Origin of the sequence: Salarchaeum sp. JOR-1 (assembly GCF_007833275.1) — an archaeon.
Classification (GTDB): domain Archaea; phylum Halobacteriota; class Halobacteria; order Halobacteriales; family Halobacteriaceae; genus Salarchaeum.
The window spans coordinates 1,423,415-1,439,214 of record NZ_CP042241.1 but is presented as its reverse complement, the minus strand read 5'-3'; the positions used below and the strand labels follow the sequence as shown (position 1 = coordinate 1,439,214).

Below are 15,800 nucleotides of genomic sequence, written 5' to 3'. Positions count from 1 at the left end.
GGTTAGACTCCAGCAGGCAGGTCGGTTCCTTCGAGGAGCGTCCGCAGATCCTCCGCCGGTGCGTCGATGCGGTTGACGGGGTCGAGGACGGTGATGCCCTTCTCCTGGGAGTAACTCGTCGTCCCCCAGACCGCGGGCAGAACGGCCTGGTTGCTCTGGGAGTTGATCGTGAAGTCCCCGACGGGCGCGCCGTACTCCATGCCGTCCCACTGGCTGATGATGTCGTCGGGCGACGTGCTCCCCGCGGCCTCGATCGCTTCCTTGTAGAGGTAGAGCGCGGTGTACGCGTTCTGCGCGTTGTACGAGGGGTAGCGGCCGTTGTTCCGGTCGCGGAAGTTCTGGACGAACGTATTGTTCTCCTCGGTTTCGGGTGCCCCGAACCAGTACCGCGTCCCGGCCTGCAGGCCGTTCGGCATGTTGTTCCCCATCGGGCGGAGCACGTCCGTCGCCGCGCCGACCGTCATGAGGACGTTGTCTATCTGCTCGAAGAAGTTCGAGTTCTTCGCCTGGTTGATGAACGTGATGAGGTCGCCGCCCCAGAGGCTCGTGATGACGCCGTCCGGATCCGCGTTCAACACCTTGTTGATGTACGGCGTGAAGTCACCGGCGCCGAGCGCCGGGTACGCGGTCGCGTCCTCCAGGTACTCGTACCCGAGGTCCATGCCCTGCGTGAACGCCTTGAAGTAGTCCCACGTCTGGGTTCCGAAGGCGTAGTTCGGGCCGATGGTCGTCCACGTCGTCGCGTCGGTCTCGCTCGCGGTGACGGACGCGCCGTAGACGTTCTGCGCGAGGTTCACGCCGTCGCGGAAGACGTAGTCGTTGCCGACCGCGTTCGGGCCGTTCGTCGCGGTGACGAAGGGCGTCGCGGCGTGCGTGACCATGAACGGCGTCTGGAGTTGCTTCACGACGGGCGCGACGGAGAGCGCGACGCCGCTTGAGTCGAGGCCGACGAGGCCGTCGACGTTCTCCTCCTGGACGAGCGAGCGCGCGGCCTCCACGCCGGTCGGGCCGTCGCCCTCGCTGTCCCGGTAGAGGAGTTCGTCGATCTGCTTCCCGTCGATGCCGCCGGCGTCGTTTATCTCCTCGCGAGCCATCTCGTACCCGAGCTGGGCGGATTCGCCGTAGACCGCGGCGAACCCGGAGAGCAGGTGGATAGCGCCAAACGTTATCGTGTCGCTGCCGCCGCCACCCATGCAGCCAGCGAATCCGGTGAGGCCCGCGGCCCCCGCGACTCCGCTTGCCTTCAGGAAGTCTCGGCGGTCGAACTCGGCGAAGCGACGGTCGTCCGTCGCGCGATGCATGTCTTCGTGGGAGTCGTTAACCATTGGTAATCCGCACCCGGTAGCACGTAGAACCCCCATGAACAATAAGTATGTTGCTGTATGGCATGCGACTTTTCGCCATACTGAAGCGTGTCGAGGAGTGTGTGGTGGCGCGTAGCAGGCCGGGTCAGCGCGCGGTCCACCCGCCGTCCACGCTGAGGACTTCGCCCGTGACGTACGCGGCCGCGTCGCTCGCGAGGAACACCGCCGGCCCCCCGATCTCCGCGGGCTCCGCGAACCGCCCGAGCGGCGTGCGGCGCTCGATGGACTCCCGGAGGCGGTCGTTCTCCTCCAGTTCCTCCGTGAGGTCGGTGCTGACGTACCCGGGGGCGAGCGCGTTCACGCGCACGTCGGGCGCCCAGTCGAGCGCCATCGACTTCGTCAGCCCCACGAGGCCGTGCTTCGACCCGACGTAGGGGTGCTGGCGCGGCAGTCCCACCAGCCCGCCGACGCTGGCGACGTTCACGAGCGACCCGCCCGCGTCCTGGAGGTGTTCGGCGGCGTGTTTCGCGCAGAGGAACGCGCCGCGGAGGTTCACGTCCGTCACGAAGTCGAAGTCCTCGGTCTCCACGTCCTCCGGCGGGCCGAGCGCGCCGTCGGGGTTGACGCCGGCGTTGTTCACGACCACGTCCACGCTCCCGAGTTCGGCGGCGGTGTCGGCGAACAGGCGCTCGATAGCGGCTTCGTCGGTCACGTCCGTCGGGACGGCGAGCGACTCGACGCCGTACTCCCGCATCGCGTCCGCGGCGTCCTGCACGTCGTCGTGACTGCGCGAGGTCGGAACCACGTCGGCGCCCGCGTCCGCGAACGTTTCGGCGATGGCACGACCGATGCCGCGCGTCCCGCCCGTGACGACTACCGTCTTCCCGGAGAGGTCGAACTCCATACCCGCCATCGTCGGGGGAGGGACTTAGCCCTAGGTGACGCTCCCGTCGAGCGAGTACGCCCGGTGCGCGTCGGTCTCCGCGACCGTCCGGAGTTCCTCGACGACGTCGTACACGTCCTCGAAGCGCGTATAGAGCGGGCTCGGGCAGACGCGGAAGACGTTCGGCGGGCGGAAGTCGCCGACGACGCCTCGGTCTTTCATGGCTTCGGTGATGCGGGCGGCGTCGGGGTGTTCGACGGCGACGTGGCCGCCCCTCTGGTCGGGGTCGCGGGGCGTCCCCACCGAGAAGTCGCCGCCGAGGCGGTCGTCCACGAGGCTGATGAGGTAGTCGGTGAGCGCAACGGATTTCTCGCGGATGGCATCGATGCCGGCGTCCGTGACCACGTCGAGGCTGCCGTCGAGGGGGGCGGCGGCGAACACGGGGACGGTGCCGATCTGCCACGCGCCCGCCGTGTGCGCGTGCGTGTAGGTGTCCCGCATCTCGAACTGGGTGTCCTTCTCGTGACCCCACCAGCCGGCGAGCGCGGGCGTGCGCTCGTAGTGGCGCTCGTGGACGTAGAGTCCGGCGATAGAGCCGGGGCCGGCGTTCAGGTACTTGTAGCTGCACCAGACGGCGACGTCGACGCCGAGGTCGTGGAGGGCGTGGGGGACGACGCCGACGGAGTGCGCGAGGTCGAACCCGACGTACGCGTCGTGGGCGTGTGCGGCCGCCGTGATGCGTCCGAGGTCGAGGAGCTGGCCGCTCCGGTAGAGCACCGATGGCAGGAAGACGAGGTCCACGTCGTCGGTGAGGGCGGCTTCTACGTCCGCCGCGTCGATGGTCCGCCCGTCCGAACTCTCGACGACGACGGTGTGGTCGTCGGGGTCGAACCCGCGATTCCGGAGCTGGGCGCGAACCGCGTACGTGTCCGTGGGGAAGTTGAGTTCGTCCACGAGCACCAACGGGTCGTCGAGGCCGTTGAGGAGCGTTCCGACGAGCGTGTGGATGTTGACGGTGGTGCTGTTCGCGGCGACGACCTCGTGCTCGCGCGCGCCGACGAGCGGGGCGAGGCGGCTTCCCAGATACTCGCCGTACCGGAACCACGGCGGGTCGCCGTCGAGCCAGCCGCGGATGCCGAGGTCGCGCCACTCCTCGACGACGCGGTCGAGCGCGGCTTCGGCGTCCTGCGAGAGCGGGCCGAGGGAGTTGCCGTCGACGTAGTAGTCGTCGGGCACGCTGAAGCGGTCGCGGTACGCGGCGAGGGGGTCGGCCGCGTCGCGCTCGCGGGCGGCCTCCCGTGTCGTGTCCATACCGAACCTGGGGACGGAAGCGCCGTATGCCTTCCTCACTCCTCGTCGAGGAAGCCGACGGGGAGCGCGTCCGGGATCGCGTCGTCGGTGCGGGCGCGGTAGCCGGCGTAGAGTGTGAGGCCGACGAGCAGCCAGGCGGCGAGGAGGAGGACGTTGTTCGCGAGGAGCGCGTCGCCGAGTCGGCCGGCGGCGAGCAGGTCGAGCGCGCTCCCGATGGAGCCGACGGAGAGCGTCTGCCAGGCGAACACGGCCATCGCTGCGGCGCTGAACAGGCCGACACCGGCGAGGGCGGCGGGGGAGAGCTGGAGGTTGCTGCGCTCGTAGAGGCCGGGGTTGACGTGCGGGAGCGCGACGGCGGAGAGGGAGTGCGCGAGGTACATCAGGACGAGCGCGCCGAGCGCGACGTTCAGCGCGTAACTGAACGTGGACGTGGCGACGAGCGCGACCGAGATTCCCCACGTGATGGTGAGGCCAACGTCGGGCGTGCCGAACCGGTCGTTGACGTGCGTGAGGGCGTCCGGGATGAGGCCGTCGCGGCCGAGGCTGTAGAGGATGCGGGAGGGGGCGACGTACCCCGAGTTCGCGGTGGTGGCGTACGCGAGGATGCTCCCCACGGCGACGATGCCGGCCGTCCCGACCGGGAAGTACGTCGCGGCGGCGTCGGTGAGCGGCGTGCTGGACGCGGCGACGGCCGGCCAGGGGAGGACGCCGATGACGACGACGCTCACGAGGAGGTAGATAGCGCCGACGACGAGCACGCTCCCCGTGAACACCTTCGGGAGGGTTTCGCGGGGGTTCTCGGTCTCGCCCGCGGTCTGCGCGAGCGACTCGAAGCCGATGTAGGAGAAGAAGATGGCGCTCGTCCCGGCGACGAAGGGCGCGACGAACCCGCTCCCGAACTTCTCCGCGGGGAACAGCGGCGTGAAGTTCCCGGGTTGGACGTAGAGCAGTCCGGGGAGGCCGAGCAGGAGAAGGATGGCGACGAGGACGCCGGTCATCGCGGCCTGCGTGCGCCCGAACACGTCCACGCCGACGAGGTGAATCAGGTAGAACGCGGTGAGGAAGACGACCGCCCACTCGGTCGCGCCGAGGAAGTCGAAGACGGGCCAGTACCCCATCGCGTTCCCGAACCCGGTGGCGAAGACGGCCTGCGCGCCGATGAACGCCACCGTCTTCAGCCAGATGAAGACGTACCCGACGAGCGTGGAGTTCCACGTCCTGGAGATGTGCATGTACGCGCCGCCCGGGTGGTCGCCGAGCGGGCCGCTCATGTACACGGAGTAGACGACTGCGGTCGCGAGGACGACGGGGACGCCGACGAGGAAGCCGAGCGGCACCGCCGGCCCCATGATGGCGGCGGCTTCGCCGGTGACGACGAAGATGCCGGCGCCGATCATGGTGCCGACGATGACGGCGATGCTGTGTATGGACGTCAGGTTCCGTTCGAGGTCTCTCTCGGACATCACCCACCGGTATCGTCCGGCGACGTTTAGCGATGTGGGATTCCGGTCGTCGGACAACGGTTATGGCGATCGACAACCACGTACGGGTATGAACGCGAAACGCCTGCTGTCGGTGCTCGCCGTCCTGTTCGTCGCGGCAACCCTCGTCCACTACGCCCTGTTCGGGAGTCTGCCGTTCGGGAAACCGCAGTTGCTGGAGGAGTGACTTTTTCACCGCGGGCGGCGACGCCACGGACGTGACTGTCGTCGGCCTCACGTCGCCGTACGTGTACGTGCTCGGCGCGGTGTACGCCGCCTGGATCGTCCCCGAACTGGTGGACGACGCGCGCGGGAGCGAGGGCGGCCCCGACCTCGACGCGAACTCGCGGGTCGTGCTGTCCGTCGCGGTAGGAGCGGGGTTCGCGGTCGCGTTCTGGCTCGCGTTCCGCGCGCCGGCGTGGGCGACGTTCGGCGGGCTCGCAGTTCCCGCGTTCTGGACGGGCGTGCTCGCGACGCTCGCGGGGGTCGCACTCCGCTGGTACAGCATCCGCACGCTCGGCGACGCCTTCGACCGGTCGGTGACCGTGAGAGACGACCAGTCGGTCGTGGCGCGCGGGCCGTACGCCGTCGTCCGCCATCCCGCCTACACGGGCGGGTTCGTCGCACTCCTCGGCGTCGCGCTCTCGCTCGGCACGTGGCCGGGCGTCGCCGCGGTCGCCGCGGGCGTCAGCGCGGGATACGCGTACCGCATCCGCGTGGAGGAGCGCGCGCTCCGCCGCGAACTCGACGGCTACGACGACTACTGCGAGCGCGTCCCCGACCGCCTCGTCCCGGGAGTCTATTAGGCGGGGCCGCGTCGGGTCGCCCGTGACGCTGGACGACGACCTGGCGGCCGAAATTCGGGAGATAGCGGCGACGGGCGTTCCGCCGTGGCACGCGATGAGCGTCGCGTCCGCGCGCCGCGTGGAGGACGACGTGTTCGGCGGTGCGTCGAGAACCGTCGCGTTCACGCGTGACCTCGCAATCCCGGGGCCGCGCGGCGAGATACCCCTGCGCGTCTACCGCGATACGGACGGCCCGGCGGGGACGCTCGTGTTCTACCACGGCGGCGGGTGGACGCTCGGAACGCTCGACTCGGCGGGCGACCTCTGCCGGGAACTCGCGGCGCGCACCGACCGCGTCGTCGTGTCCGTGGACTACCGGCTCGCGCCCGAACACCCGTTCCCGGCGGGCTTGGACGACGCGTACGCCGCCCTGGCGTGGGTGAGCGAGCACGCCGGGACGTTCGGCGGCGCGGGCGACCTCGCGGTCGCGGGAACGAGCGCGGGTGGGAACCTCGCCGCCGCCGTCGCGCTCCGCGCCCGCGACCACGACGGCCCGGATATCTCCCAGCAGGCGCTCCTCTACCCCATCACGAACCACGCGTTCGACACCGACTCCTACCGCGAGAACGCCGACGGCCCGTTACTCACCCGGGCGGACATGGAGTGGTTCTGGGAGCAGTACGTGCGGAGTCCCGTGGACGCCGCGAACCCGTACGCGAGCGTGCTCCGCGCCCGCGACCACTCGGGCCTCCCAGACGCGACAGTGGTGACGGCGGGCCACGACCCGCTCCGGGACGACGGTGCGGCGTACGCCGACGCGCTCGGCGACGCGGGAACGCCGGTCGAACACCACCACTATCCCTCGATGGCGCACGGCTTCCTCAGCCTCACGGACAGCGTGGCCGTCGCGGACGACGCGATGGCGGCGGTCGCGGGTCGCCTGCGGGCGTAGGGCGGTCGTCCCCGTTGGTGACCGCAGGAGGAACCGTTTTGAATCAGCCCCGGGAAACCCGACCGTATGAACGACGTGTACGTCGTGGGCGCGGGTCAGACGGATTACGGGTCGTTCCCGCGCGAGTCGTATCGCTCCCTGTTCAAGGAGGCCGTGGACACGGCGGTCGACTCCGTCGACGCGGAGTTCGACCGCGAGTCGGTGGACGAGGCGTACGTCGGCACGCTCGGCGTCGGCGGCCGCCAGCTGGGGCTTCCCGGCCCCGCCGTCACGGAGTTCGCGGGATTGAACGGCACGGCGACGACGCGCGTCGAGAACGCCTGTGCGGCGAGCGGCGTCGCGCTCCGACAGGCCGTGCTCGCCGTGCGCGCGGGCGTCGCTGACGTGGCGCTCGCGGGCGGGTTCGAGGTGATGAACGACGTGAGTAGCGAGCGCACCGGCGAGTGGCTCGGCGTCTCCGGCGAGACGGAGTGGGAGCGCATGGCCGGCACGACGTTCTCCGGCGTGTACGCGCAGATGGCGGACGCGCACATGGCCGAGCACGGAACGACGCGCGAACACCTCTCGCGAGTCGCGGTGAAGAACCACGCGAACGGCGCGAAGAACCCGCACGCCCAGTTGGGGTTCGAGACGACCCTGGCGGACGCGATGAACGCGCCCGCGGTCGCGGATCCCCTGAACCTGTTCGACTGCTGTCCGACCTCGGACGGCGCGAGCGCGGTCCTGGTGGCGTCCCGGGACGCCGCGGAGGAACTCACCGACAATCCGATTCGCATCGCGGGCGCGGGCCAGTCGAGCGGCCGCGTCGGGTTGTTCCAGCGGCCGACCCTCACCGAGATTCCGGCGACCCAGCGCGCCGCCGAACAGGCGTACGACGAGGCCGACATCGGCCCCGAGGACGTGGAGTTCGCGGAGGTCCACGACTGCTTCAGCATCGCGGAACTCCTCGCGTACGAGGATCTCGGGTTCTGCGAGCGCGGCGAGGGCGGGCCGTACGTCGCGTCCGGCGCGACCGAACCCGACGGCGAGCGCCCCGTGAACCTCTCCGGCGGCCTGAAGGCGAAGGGCCACCCCATCGGCGCGACCGGCGGCGGGCAGGTGGTGGAGGTGTTCAAACAACTCCGCGGCGAGGCCGGCGACCGTCAGGTCTCGGGGCTCTCCCGCGGCCTGACGCACAACGTCGGGGGGAGCGGTGGCGCCGTCGCGGTGCATGTCTTCGAGGAGGGATGGGCGTGAACGCGCTCGACTCCCTCGGGGTGTACACGCCCCGAGCGCGCATCAGCACCGAGGAACTGGACGCGGCGCTCGCGTCCGTTCACGCGCGCGGCATCGACACGAAGGCCGTCGCGGCCGCGGACGAGGACGCGGTGACGATGGCGCACGCCGCGGCGCAGGACGCCATCCAAGCCAGCACGGCCGACCGGAGAGAACTCGAACGCGTCGCGTTCGCCACCACGACGCCGCCGCTCGCGGAGGGCGACGTGGCGGGCGCGCTCGCGGAACTGCTCGGCCTCCCCCGCGACGCCGCGGCGGTCGCGCACACGCAGAGTCCGCGGGGCGGCGTGGGGGCGCTCCGGGACGCGCTCGACGCGGACGGCCCGGCGCTCGCGGTCGCGGCGGACAGCCCGTTCGGCGACCCGAGCGAGGGAATCGACCACGCGGCCGGCGCGGGCGCGGTGGCGTTCGTCGCCGGCCCCGACGGCGACGTGACCGTTCGGGATACCGCGTCCTACACCGAGGAGTTCCCGGGAACGCGGTACCGTCCGCGGGGGTCGCGGGACGTGGAGACGTACGGCGCGACCGAGTACGAGCGCGACGCATACCGCACCAGTCTCGCGAAAGCCGTCGCGGGACTCAGTGGGGCGCCGGACGCGCTCGCACCGACCGCGCCCGACGGCGGCCTCCCCTACCGGGGCGCGCGGGCCGTCGCGGGCGACGCGGCGGTCTACGAGCGCGCGCACGACCTCGGCGACACGGGCGCGGCCAGCCCCCTGTTCGGACTGCTCGCCGCGTGGGACGCCGGCGAGACGGACGTGGCCGTCGTCGGGTGCGGGAACGGCGCGGACGCCGTCCACCTCGACGGCCGACTCGACGTTCCGGACGAGCGCGACACCGTGAGTATCGACTACCCGCAGTACGCTCGCAAGCGTGGTCACATCGGGGGTGACGCCTGATGGGAGCGTACGTCAGCCTCCCGACGTGGTGGCGGAGCAACGACTCCCGGTACCGTCTCGTGCTCGGGAAGTGCCCTGAGTGCGGCGCGCACAACTTCCCCGCCGAGGGCGTCTGCGCGTCCTGTAACGCGGACGCCGACTTCGAAGAAGTCGAACCCGAGGGCACCGGAACCGTGCAGGCCGTGACGGTCATCTCCGGCGGCGCGCCGCCCGAATTCGACGAGTACCAGACCCGGGAGGGCGCGTTCGCCACCGGCATCGTCGAACTGGCGGAGGGCGCGCGACTCCCCGGGATGTTCTGCGACTGCGACCCGAGCGAGGTTTCGCGCGGCGACCGCGTCGAGGCCGTGGTGCGCCGACTCTACGAGCAGGAGGGCGTGCCGCGGTACGGCGTGAAGTTCCGGCCGGTCGAGTAGCGCTCGGTACCGGTAGCGCCCCTAGAACTATTACGAATATTTTCCAACATAATTGTATGGTAGATGCTACCATTGACGTTATCGACCGTGGCGGCCTGAAGTGCGACCTGAACTACCTCATCGAGGGGAACACACTCGGGTCACACGACGAACCGAATCCGGACACCGACTACGCCGAAATCCCGGTGTGGAACCTCGTCATCGACCACCCGGAGGCGACCATCCTCTGGGACACCGGAAACCACGAGGACGCCCTCGACGGTCACTGGCCGGAGGGGCTGAAACAGGCGTTCTACCCCCACGACGTACGCGAGCACACGCTCGAGGGCGACCTCGACGACGCCGGATACAGCCTGGACGACATCGACGCGGTGTTTCAGACGCACCTCCACCTCGACCACGCGGGCGGTCTCCACCACTTCGACGGCACGGACGTTCCCGTCTACGTCCACGAGGAAGAGGTGAAGTTCGCGTACTACAGCGCAAAGACCGACAAGGGAAGTAGCGCGTACATCCTCGGCGACTTCGACCACGACCTGAACTGGCAGATCATTCACCAAGACCGCGAGTCGCACTTCGAGGACACGGAGTTCATCCGACTCCCCGGCCACACGCCCGGGCTCACCGGGACGATGATTCACCTCGACGACGACGGAACCGTGGTGTTCGCGGGCGACGAGATCTACCAGAGCGAGAACTACGACGACGAGACCCCGCTCGGCGCGGGCCTCCTCTGGAGCCACCAGCACTGGTTCGAGAGCCTCCAGCGGCTCAAAGACCTCGAACGGCGCCACGACGCCGAGGTCGTCTACGGACACGACCCCGCGCAGTTCGAGCGGATACAGGAGGGGTGGGCGTAGATGAGCTACGAGCGGTCCGTGTCCGCTGACTCCCACGACCTCTCCCCGGAGTCGGTCTGGCACATCCAGATGCCGGAGATACGGTTCGGACGAGACTCGGTACAGGAACTCGGCTTCCAGCTCGGCGACCTCGGCGTCCCGGAGGACGCGCACGGACTCGTCGTCACCGACGAGACGCTCGTGGAACTCGGGCACGCCGACCGCGTCGTCGACAACCTCACCGACGCCGGGTTCGCGGTGGACGTGTACGACGACTCACAGCGCGAACCGTCCGTCTCCGACGTGGAGGACTGCGTCGCGTTCGTGCGTGACGAGAAGGGCGAGGACGGCTACGACTTCTACGTCGGACTGGGCGGCGGAAGCTGCATGGACACGGCGAAAATCGCGCGCACCATCGTCGCGAACGGCGGCGAGCCACTGGACTACGTCGCCGAGCCGACGGGCGCGGGCGAACCCGTCACGGACTCGGGGCCGCCGCTCGTGCTGATGCCGACGACCGCCGGAACGGGCGCGGAGATCTCGCCCGTCGCGATTCTCTCCGTGGAGGAGAAAGACATCAAGGAAGGCATCTCCAGCAATCACGTGCGCGCCGACGCCGCGGTGATCGACCCGACGTTCACCACGACGCTTCCGCCGGATCTCACCGCGAAGACGGCGATGGACGCGCTCGGGCACGCCATCGAGGGCTATACGACCCACGAGTACGACTCGCTGATGCGCGCGACCGACCCCGCCGAACGCCCCGTCTACGCGGGCCGCACGCCCCTGACTGAGATGTTCTCGGAGAAGGCCATCGACCTCCTCTCGAACAACGTCCGAACCGCCGTCCACAACGGCGACGACCTCGAAGCGAGGGAGAACATGCTGCAGGGAGCGCTGTTCGGCGCCATCGCGGGATTAACGGCGGGCGCGAGCCTCTGTCACGCGATGGCGTACCCGGTCGGGAACCGCTACCACACGAACCACGGCGAGACGATCGCGGTTCTCACACCCGCGAGTACTATCGACTACAACTCCGCGAGCGACCCCGGCCGGTTCGCGGACCTCGCGGAGATGTTCGACGTGGACACCGCGGGCATGACGAACCGCGAAGCCGCGGACGCGCTCAAGGAGCAGTACATTCAGCTACAGAAAGACCTGAACGTCCTGCCGAGCGGCCTCCACGAACTCGCGGGCGTCACCGAGGACGACCTGGACTGGCTCGCGAAACAGACCGTCGACACCCAGAAACGCCTCCTCAGAACGAATCCGCGGCCCGTCACCGAGGAGGACGTGCGGGAGGTGTTCGCCGACGCGCTCCACAACTGGGACTAGCGGAGGTCCGCGCGCCGTACTTTCCCGGTCGTCGTTTTCGGGAGGGCGTCGATGAACTCGAGCTCACGCGGGTACTCGTACTTCGCGAGCCGTTCCTTCACGTGCGACTGCAGGCGTTCGCGGAGGTCGTCTCTCGGGTCGTAGCCGTCGGCGAGCACGACGAACGCCTTCGGGATTTCGCCGCGTTCGTCGTCCGGCACGCCGATGACGGCCGCGTCCGCGACGGCGTCGTGACCGGCGAGGCTCTCCTCGATTTCCTCGGGGCCGATGCGGTAGCCCGCAGAGATGATCACGTCGTCCTTCCGGCTCACGAAGGAGACGTAGCCGTCAGCGTCCATCCGCCCGAGGTCCTCGGTGAGCAGCCAGCCGTTCCGGACCTTCCGCTCCGTCTTCTCGGGCTTGTTCAGGTAGGACTTGAAGCAGACGGGGTCGCCGTCGTACCGAACCGCGATCTCGCCGACCGCCCCGGAGTCGACCGTGGGTTCCGCCGTTTCGGTGTCGACGATGCGGACGTCGTGTCCGGGGCCGGCGAGCCCCATCTTCCCCTCGCGGAACTCGGTGAGCGCGGTGCAGTCCCCGATGAGGAGGTTGGCCTCCGTCTGGCCGTACCCCTCGTGGACGGCCGCGCCCGCGAAGACGTCTTCGCCCCAGTCGACGATGCTCTGCCCGAGGGATTCGCCGCCGCTCGAGATTACGCGCACCGCGTCCGTGTCGTAGGTCTCGTCGGGGTCGTCGACCCGCATCATCATTCGGAGCGCGGTCGGCGGTGCGAAGAGGAGGGAGACGTCGTACCGCTCGATAGTTTCGAAGGCGTCCGCGGGGTCGAACTGGCCGCCGGCGGAGGCGACGACCGGCCGGCCGTAGTAGAGCGCGGGGAAGACGACGTCGAAGAGGGAGGCGACCCACGCCCACTCGGAGGGCGTCCACGCGACGTCGTCCTCGCGGAGGTCGAGGTTGCAGAAGGTGGTGAGGAAGAGTGGGAGGTGGCCGAGGAGGAGGCGGTGGGCGTGCCGGACGCCTTTCGGGTCGCCGGTGGTGCCGGACGTGTAGATGATGATCGCGTCGTCCTCGGCGTCCGTGTCTGCGGTATCGAAGTCGGCGGAGGAATCGTCGATGGCGTCCCAGAGGTCGGCCTCGTCCCCGGTGGGGTCGTCGACGTCCACGGTGAGGACGGTGTGGTGGTCGTCGAGGTCGTCGCGGACGTCCCGGAGCGTGTCGACGTTGGACGCGTCGACCACGCACGCGACGGTTCCGGAGTCGTCGAGGCGATAGGAGAGGCCGTCGACGCCGAACAGCGTACTGAGGGGGACGGAGACGGCGCCGAGTTTCCACGCGGCGACGTGCGCGATGACCGTCTCCGGTTTCTGCGGGGCGTTCACGCCGACGCGGTCGCCGGGTTCGACGCCCCGTGCGGCGAGGTGGTTCGCGAGCCGGTCGGTCGCGTCCGCGAGGTCGCCGAACGTGAGCGTGCGTTCGCGGTCGCCGTCCTCCGCGTACAGCGCGACCCGCTCGTCGTCGTCCCAGCGGTCGCAGACGTAGTGCGCCATGTTGAACCGATCCGGAACCTCCCACTCGAAGGCGTCGCGCAGGGCGTCGTAATCGTCCCAGTCGTCCTCGTAGAAGTGGTACGGGTCGAGCCGGTCGGATACTGTCATACGGTATCATTTTTCAATGATGATGATAAATCCCAGGGGCGGCCCCGAACACACCAGTAAAAATCGAAATGGCGGATTAGTTGAACATCGGTATTTATTGTGCGCGAATCTATGGGTATCGTTAGATATGGTGTCGATACGGGGGTACGGCTCCTACGTGCCGCTCTACCGGATCGAGCGGTCGACCATCGCCGAACAGTACGGCGAGCGCGCGGGCGGCGGGGAGACCGCCGTCCCCGCGCACGACGAGAACGTCACGACGCTGGGCGTGCAGGCCGCGAAGAACGCGCTCTCGCACGCCGGCGTAGACGCGCCGGACGCGGTGTACGCCGCGACGACGAGCGACGACTTCGACGAGCGCGGGGTCGCCGCGCACGTCGCGTACGCGGTCGGCGCGGACGGGGACGCGCGCGTCTCCGACTTCCAGGGGAGCGCGCGGGCGGCGACGAACGCCGTGCTCGCCGCGCGGGACACCGTCGAGGCCGGGCGCGCCGAAACGGCACTGGTGGTCGCGAGCGACGTTCTCACCGCCGACGCGGGGACGCGCGCCGAGCGGACGGCCGGCGCGGGCGCGGGTGCGCTCGTCCTCGGAACCGGTGACGGCGTCGCGGACCTCCGCGAGACGGCGGTCGCGACCACGGGGTTCGTCGGGCGGTTCGCGCCGTCTGATGGCCCCCCGGAGACGGGCGACGGCCGGTTCAATCGCGAACGCTACCTCGACGCCGTCACGACCGCCGTCAACGGGCTCGACGGCTCGTTCGACCGAGCGGCCCTCCCCGCTCCGGACGGCCGCTGGGCGTCGAAGGCCGCGGGCGCGCTCGACCTCGACGCCGACCTCGACTCGACGTTCGACGCGGTCGGGTTCGCGGGCGCGGGCGGCGTCCTCCTCGACCTCGCCACGGGCCTCGACGCCGCGGACGCCGGGGACACCGTCCTCGTCGCCGGCTACGGCCCCGGCGGCTGCGACGCGCTCAGCATCGACCGCACGACCGACGGAACACCCGAGATGACCACTGACGACTACATCGAGAGCAAGGAGCACGTGCCGTACGGCAAACACCGCGGCTTCCGCGGAGGTGCGGCCTGATGTACGAACCCCCATTCACCCGCGACCGGGACGCGAACGAACGCCTCGCCGCCCGCGAGTGCGACGCCTGCGGCTGGGTGAGCTTCCCCGAGTTCCGCGACATCTGCAAGCGCTGCGAGAGCGTGGGCGAGTGGACGGACACCGAACTCGAAGAGCGCGGCACCGTCCAGTCCTACGTCGTCCAGCAACGGTTGCCGGACGAGTTCGAGACACCGCTCCCGCTCGCCATCATGGACGTCCCCCAGACGTCGGGCGGCGACCCCGCCCGCGTCTACGGCCTGTTCACGGAGACCGACCCGGAGCACATCGATATCGGGATGAAGGCCGAAGCCGACTTCCGCCGCGTCTTCGACGTGGACGGCCTCCCGGTCCACTCCTTCAAGTTCAAGCGCCCGCGGGGTGACCGGCTATGAGGGATGTCGCAGTGGTCGGCGCGGGAATGATAGACTTCGGAGAGCTGTTCGAGCAGTCGTTCGACGACATGGCCGAGCGGGCGTACCTGAACGCGCTGGACGACGTGGACAAGGAAATCAGTTCGGACGACATCGACGCGGCGTGGTTCGGCACGCTCGACATCGCGGAGAACGCCTCCTCGGGGCTCGGTCTCAGCCATCCGACGGGGTTGTTCGAGATGCCGGTGACGCGCGTGGAGAACGCGTGCGCGACGGGGAGCACGGCGTTCCGGTCGGCGGTCGAGGCCGTTCGGGCCGGGTCGGCGGACGTGGCGCTCGTGCTGGGCGCGGAGAAGATGCGGGACTCCGCGGGCGGCCTCATCGAGGGCGCGTCCCTCGAACAGGTCTGGCGCGGCCGCGGCGTCACGATGCCCGCCTTTTTCGGCCTGCGCGCCACCCGCCACATGGAGGCGTACGGCACCACGCGCGAGCAGGTCGCGGAGGTGTCCGTGAAGAACCACGAGAACGGCGCGAAGTATCCGCACGCGCACTACCGGTTCACGTGCAGCGTCGAGGACGTGGTGGACAGCCCGCAGGTCACCTATCCGTTGAACCTCTACGACTGCTGTCCCGTCACGGACGGCGCGGCCGCGACCGTCATCGTGAGCGAGGACGTGGTCGACGAGTACACGGACGACCCGGTCTGGGTCGCCGGCAGCGGCCTCGCCACGGACACCTTCCAGCGCGGGAAGGACGAGTCGCTCGCGGGGTTCCCCGCGACCCGGCAGGCCGCCGAGCAGGCGTACGAGGAGGCGGGCATCACGGCGGACGACGTCGACGTGGCGGAGGTCCACGACTGCTTCACCATCACCGAACTCGTGACGTACGAGGATCTCGGGTTCTGCGAGACGGGCGAGGGCGGCGCGTTCGTCGAGTCCGGAACGCCCCACCTGGACGGCGAGAAGCCCGTCAATCCGTCCGGCGGCCTGCTCGCGAAGGGCCACCCCATCGGCGCGACCGGCGTCGCGCAGGTGAACGAGATCTACGAGCAGCTCCGCGGCGAGGCGGGCGCGGTGCAGGTGGAGAACGACCCCGAGTACGGCCTCCAGCACAACATCGGTATCGGCCGGGACGCCACCGGGAGCGTCTCCTGCATCAACGTCCTCTCGAAGCACCGCCCCTGACG

At 69.6% G+C, this 15,800-nt stretch carries 15 protein-coding genes; 10 read left to right on the top strand and 5 right to left on the bottom strand.

From position 1 onward, the window contains the following. Positions 1-2: 2 nt before the first annotated feature. The 4 genes from FQU85_RS08595 to FQU85_RS08580 all read right to left on the bottom strand — a co-directional run bounded on the left by FQU85_RS08595 (position 3) and on the right by FQU85_RS08580 (position 4,961). Positions 3-1,325 carry an ABC transporter substrate-binding protein gene (locus tag FQU85_RS08595; RefSeq protein WP_206022027.1) on the bottom strand — a complete coding sequence of 441 codons (1,323 nt, stop codon included), beginning with the start codon at positions 1,323-1,325 and terminating at the stop codon, positions 3-5. A 124-nt stretch (positions 1,326-1,449) separates the two neighbouring features. After that, complete coding sequence (locus tag FQU85_RS08590) at positions 1,450-2,208, bottom strand: SDR family NAD(P)-dependent oxidoreductase (protein WP_240792409.1); 759 nt, start codon at positions 2,206-2,208, stop codon at positions 1,450-1,452. A gap of 30 nt (positions 2,209-2,238) precedes the next feature. Continuing rightward, positions 2,239-3,498, bottom strand: coding sequence for a kynureninase (gene kynU, locus FQU85_RS08585; RefSeq protein WP_145846890.1), 1,260 nt, complete (start codon positions 3,496-3,498; stop codon positions 2,239-2,241). Positions 3,499-3,533: 35 nt separating this feature from the next. Next, positions 3,534-4,961 (bottom strand): APC family permease, encoded by a 1,428-nt coding sequence (locus tag FQU85_RS08580; protein WP_145846889.1) that lies wholly within the window; start codon positions 4,959-4,961, stop codon positions 3,534-3,536. 236 nt (positions 4,962-5,197) lie between these two features. Between FQU85_RS08580 and FQU85_RS08575 the strand changes: the two genes are divergently transcribed. The 7 genes from FQU85_RS08575 (at position 5,198) to FQU85_RS08550 (ending at position 11,480) form a co-directional block, all read left to right on the top strand. Further along, positions 5,198-5,785, top strand: coding sequence for an isoprenylcysteine carboxylmethyltransferase family protein (locus FQU85_RS08575; protein WP_145846887.1), 588 nt, complete (start codon positions 5,198-5,200; stop codon positions 5,783-5,785). A gap of 28 nt (positions 5,786-5,813) precedes the next feature. After that, the gene (locus FQU85_RS08570) at positions 5,814-6,716 is read left to right on the top strand and encodes an alpha/beta hydrolase (protein WP_240792467.1); all 903 of its coding nucleotides are present in this window, start codon (positions 5,814-5,816) and stop codon (positions 6,714-6,716) included. Positions 6,717-6,782: 66 nt separating this feature from the next. After that, the gene (locus FQU85_RS08565) at positions 6,783-7,952 is read left to right on the top strand and encodes a thiolase domain-containing protein (RefSeq protein ID WP_145846885.1); all 1,170 of its coding nucleotides are present in this window, start codon (positions 6,783-6,785) and stop codon (positions 7,950-7,952) included. Continuing rightward, complete coding sequence (locus FQU85_RS08560) at positions 7,949-8,890, top strand: hypothetical protein (protein ID WP_240792408.1); 942 nt, start codon at positions 7,949-7,951, stop codon at positions 8,888-8,890. The genes FQU85_RS08565 and FQU85_RS08560 overlap by 4 nt, the downstream gene beginning before the upstream one ends. Continuing rightward, the gene (locus tag FQU85_RS13625; RefSeq protein WP_240792407.1) at positions 8,890-9,306 is read left to right on the top strand and encodes a Zn-ribbon domain-containing OB-fold protein; all 417 of its coding nucleotides are present in this window, start codon (positions 8,890-8,892) and stop codon (positions 9,304-9,306) included. Before FQU85_RS08560 ends, FQU85_RS13625 begins: the two co-directional genes overlap by 1 nt. Positions 9,307-9,362: 56 nt before the next feature. Further along, positions 9,363-10,166 (top strand): N-acyl homoserine lactonase family protein, encoded by an 804-nt coding sequence (locus FQU85_RS08555; protein ID WP_145846883.1) that lies wholly within the window; start codon positions 9,363-9,365, stop codon positions 10,164-10,166. Next, positions 10,167-11,480: a hydroxyacid-oxoacid transhydrogenase gene (locus tag FQU85_RS08550; protein WP_145846881.1), complete on the top strand. Its 1,314-nt coding sequence runs from the start codon at positions 10,167-10,169 to the stop codon at positions 11,478-11,480. On the opposite strand, the gene FQU85_RS08545 is transcribed toward FQU85_RS08550, so the two are convergent. After that, a complete protein-coding gene (locus FQU85_RS08545; protein WP_145846879.1) occupies positions 11,477-13,135 on the bottom strand; it encodes an acyl-CoA synthetase in 1,659 nt (552 codons plus the stop codon). The genes FQU85_RS08550 and FQU85_RS08545 overlap by 4 nt on opposite strands. Before the next feature lie 127 nt (positions 13,136-13,262). Between FQU85_RS08545 and FQU85_RS08540 the strand changes: the two genes are divergently transcribed. Genes FQU85_RS08540 through FQU85_RS08530 form a run of 3 tightly spaced genes read left to right on the top strand, consistent with a single transcriptional unit; the run spans position 13,263 to position 15,798 of the window. Continuing rightward, entirely contained in the window at positions 13,263-14,222 is a 960-nt protein-coding gene (locus tag FQU85_RS08540; RefSeq protein WP_145846877.1) for a hydroxymethylglutaryl-CoA synthase family protein, read from the top strand. After that, positions 14,222-14,635, top strand: coding sequence for a Zn-ribbon domain-containing OB-fold protein (locus tag FQU85_RS08535; RefSeq protein ID WP_145846876.1), 414 nt, complete (start codon positions 14,222-14,224; stop codon positions 14,633-14,635). The genes FQU85_RS08540 and FQU85_RS08535 overlap by 1 nt, the downstream gene beginning before the upstream one ends. Continuing rightward, entirely contained in the window at positions 14,632-15,798 is a 1,167-nt protein-coding gene (locus tag FQU85_RS08530) for a beta-ketoacyl synthase N-terminal-like domain-containing protein (RefSeq protein WP_145846874.1), read from the top strand. Before FQU85_RS08535 ends, FQU85_RS08530 begins: the two co-directional genes overlap by 4 nt. Positions 15,799-15,800 lie beyond the last annotated feature (2 nt).

What these genes read in the sequence shown, in the direction of transcription:
- FQU85_RS08595 (WP_206022027.1), bottom strand. Translation starts at nt 1,325, where the DNA reads ATGGTTAACGACTCCCACGAAGACATGCATCGCGCGACGGACGACCGT.
- FQU85_RS08590 (WP_240792409.1), bottom strand. Translation starts at nt 2,208, where the DNA reads ATGGAGTTCGACCTCTCCGGGAAGACGGTAGTCGTCACGGGCGGGACG.
- kynU (WP_145846890.1), bottom strand. Translation starts at nt 3,498, where the DNA reads ATGGACACGACACGGGAGGCCGCCCGCGAGCGCGACGCGGCCGACCCC.
- FQU85_RS08580 (WP_145846889.1), bottom strand. Translation starts at nt 4,961, where the DNA reads ATGTCCGAGAGAGACCTCGAACGGAACCTGACGTCCATACACAGCATC.
- FQU85_RS08565 (WP_145846885.1), top strand. Translation starts at nt 6,783, where the DNA reads ATGAACGACGTGTACGTCGTGGGCGCGGGTCAGACGGATTACGGGTCG.
- FQU85_RS13625 (WP_240792407.1), top strand. Translation starts at nt 8,890, where the DNA reads ATGGGAGCGTACGTCAGCCTCCCGACGTGGTGGCGGAGCAACGACTCC.
- FQU85_RS08555 (WP_145846883.1), top strand. Translation starts at nt 9,363, where the DNA reads ATGGTAGATGCTACCATTGACGTTATCGACCGTGGCGGCCTGAAGTGC.
- FQU85_RS08550 (WP_145846881.1), top strand. Translation starts at nt 10,167, where the DNA reads ATGAGCTACGAGCGGTCCGTGTCCGCTGACTCCCACGACCTCTCCCCG.
- FQU85_RS08545 (WP_145846879.1), bottom strand. Translation starts at nt 13,135, where the DNA reads ATGACAGTATCCGACCGGCTCGACCCGTACCACTTCTACGAGGACGAC.
- FQU85_RS08540 (WP_145846877.1), top strand. Translation starts at nt 13,263, where the DNA reads ATGGTGTCGATACGGGGGTACGGCTCCTACGTGCCGCTCTACCGGATC.
- FQU85_RS08535 (WP_145846876.1), top strand. Translation starts at nt 14,222, where the DNA reads ATGTACGAACCCCCATTCACCCGCGACCGGGACGCGAACGAACGCCTC.
- FQU85_RS08530 (WP_145846874.1), top strand. Translation starts at nt 14,632, where the DNA reads ATGAGGGATGTCGCAGTGGTCGGCGCGGGAATGATAGACTTCGGAGAG.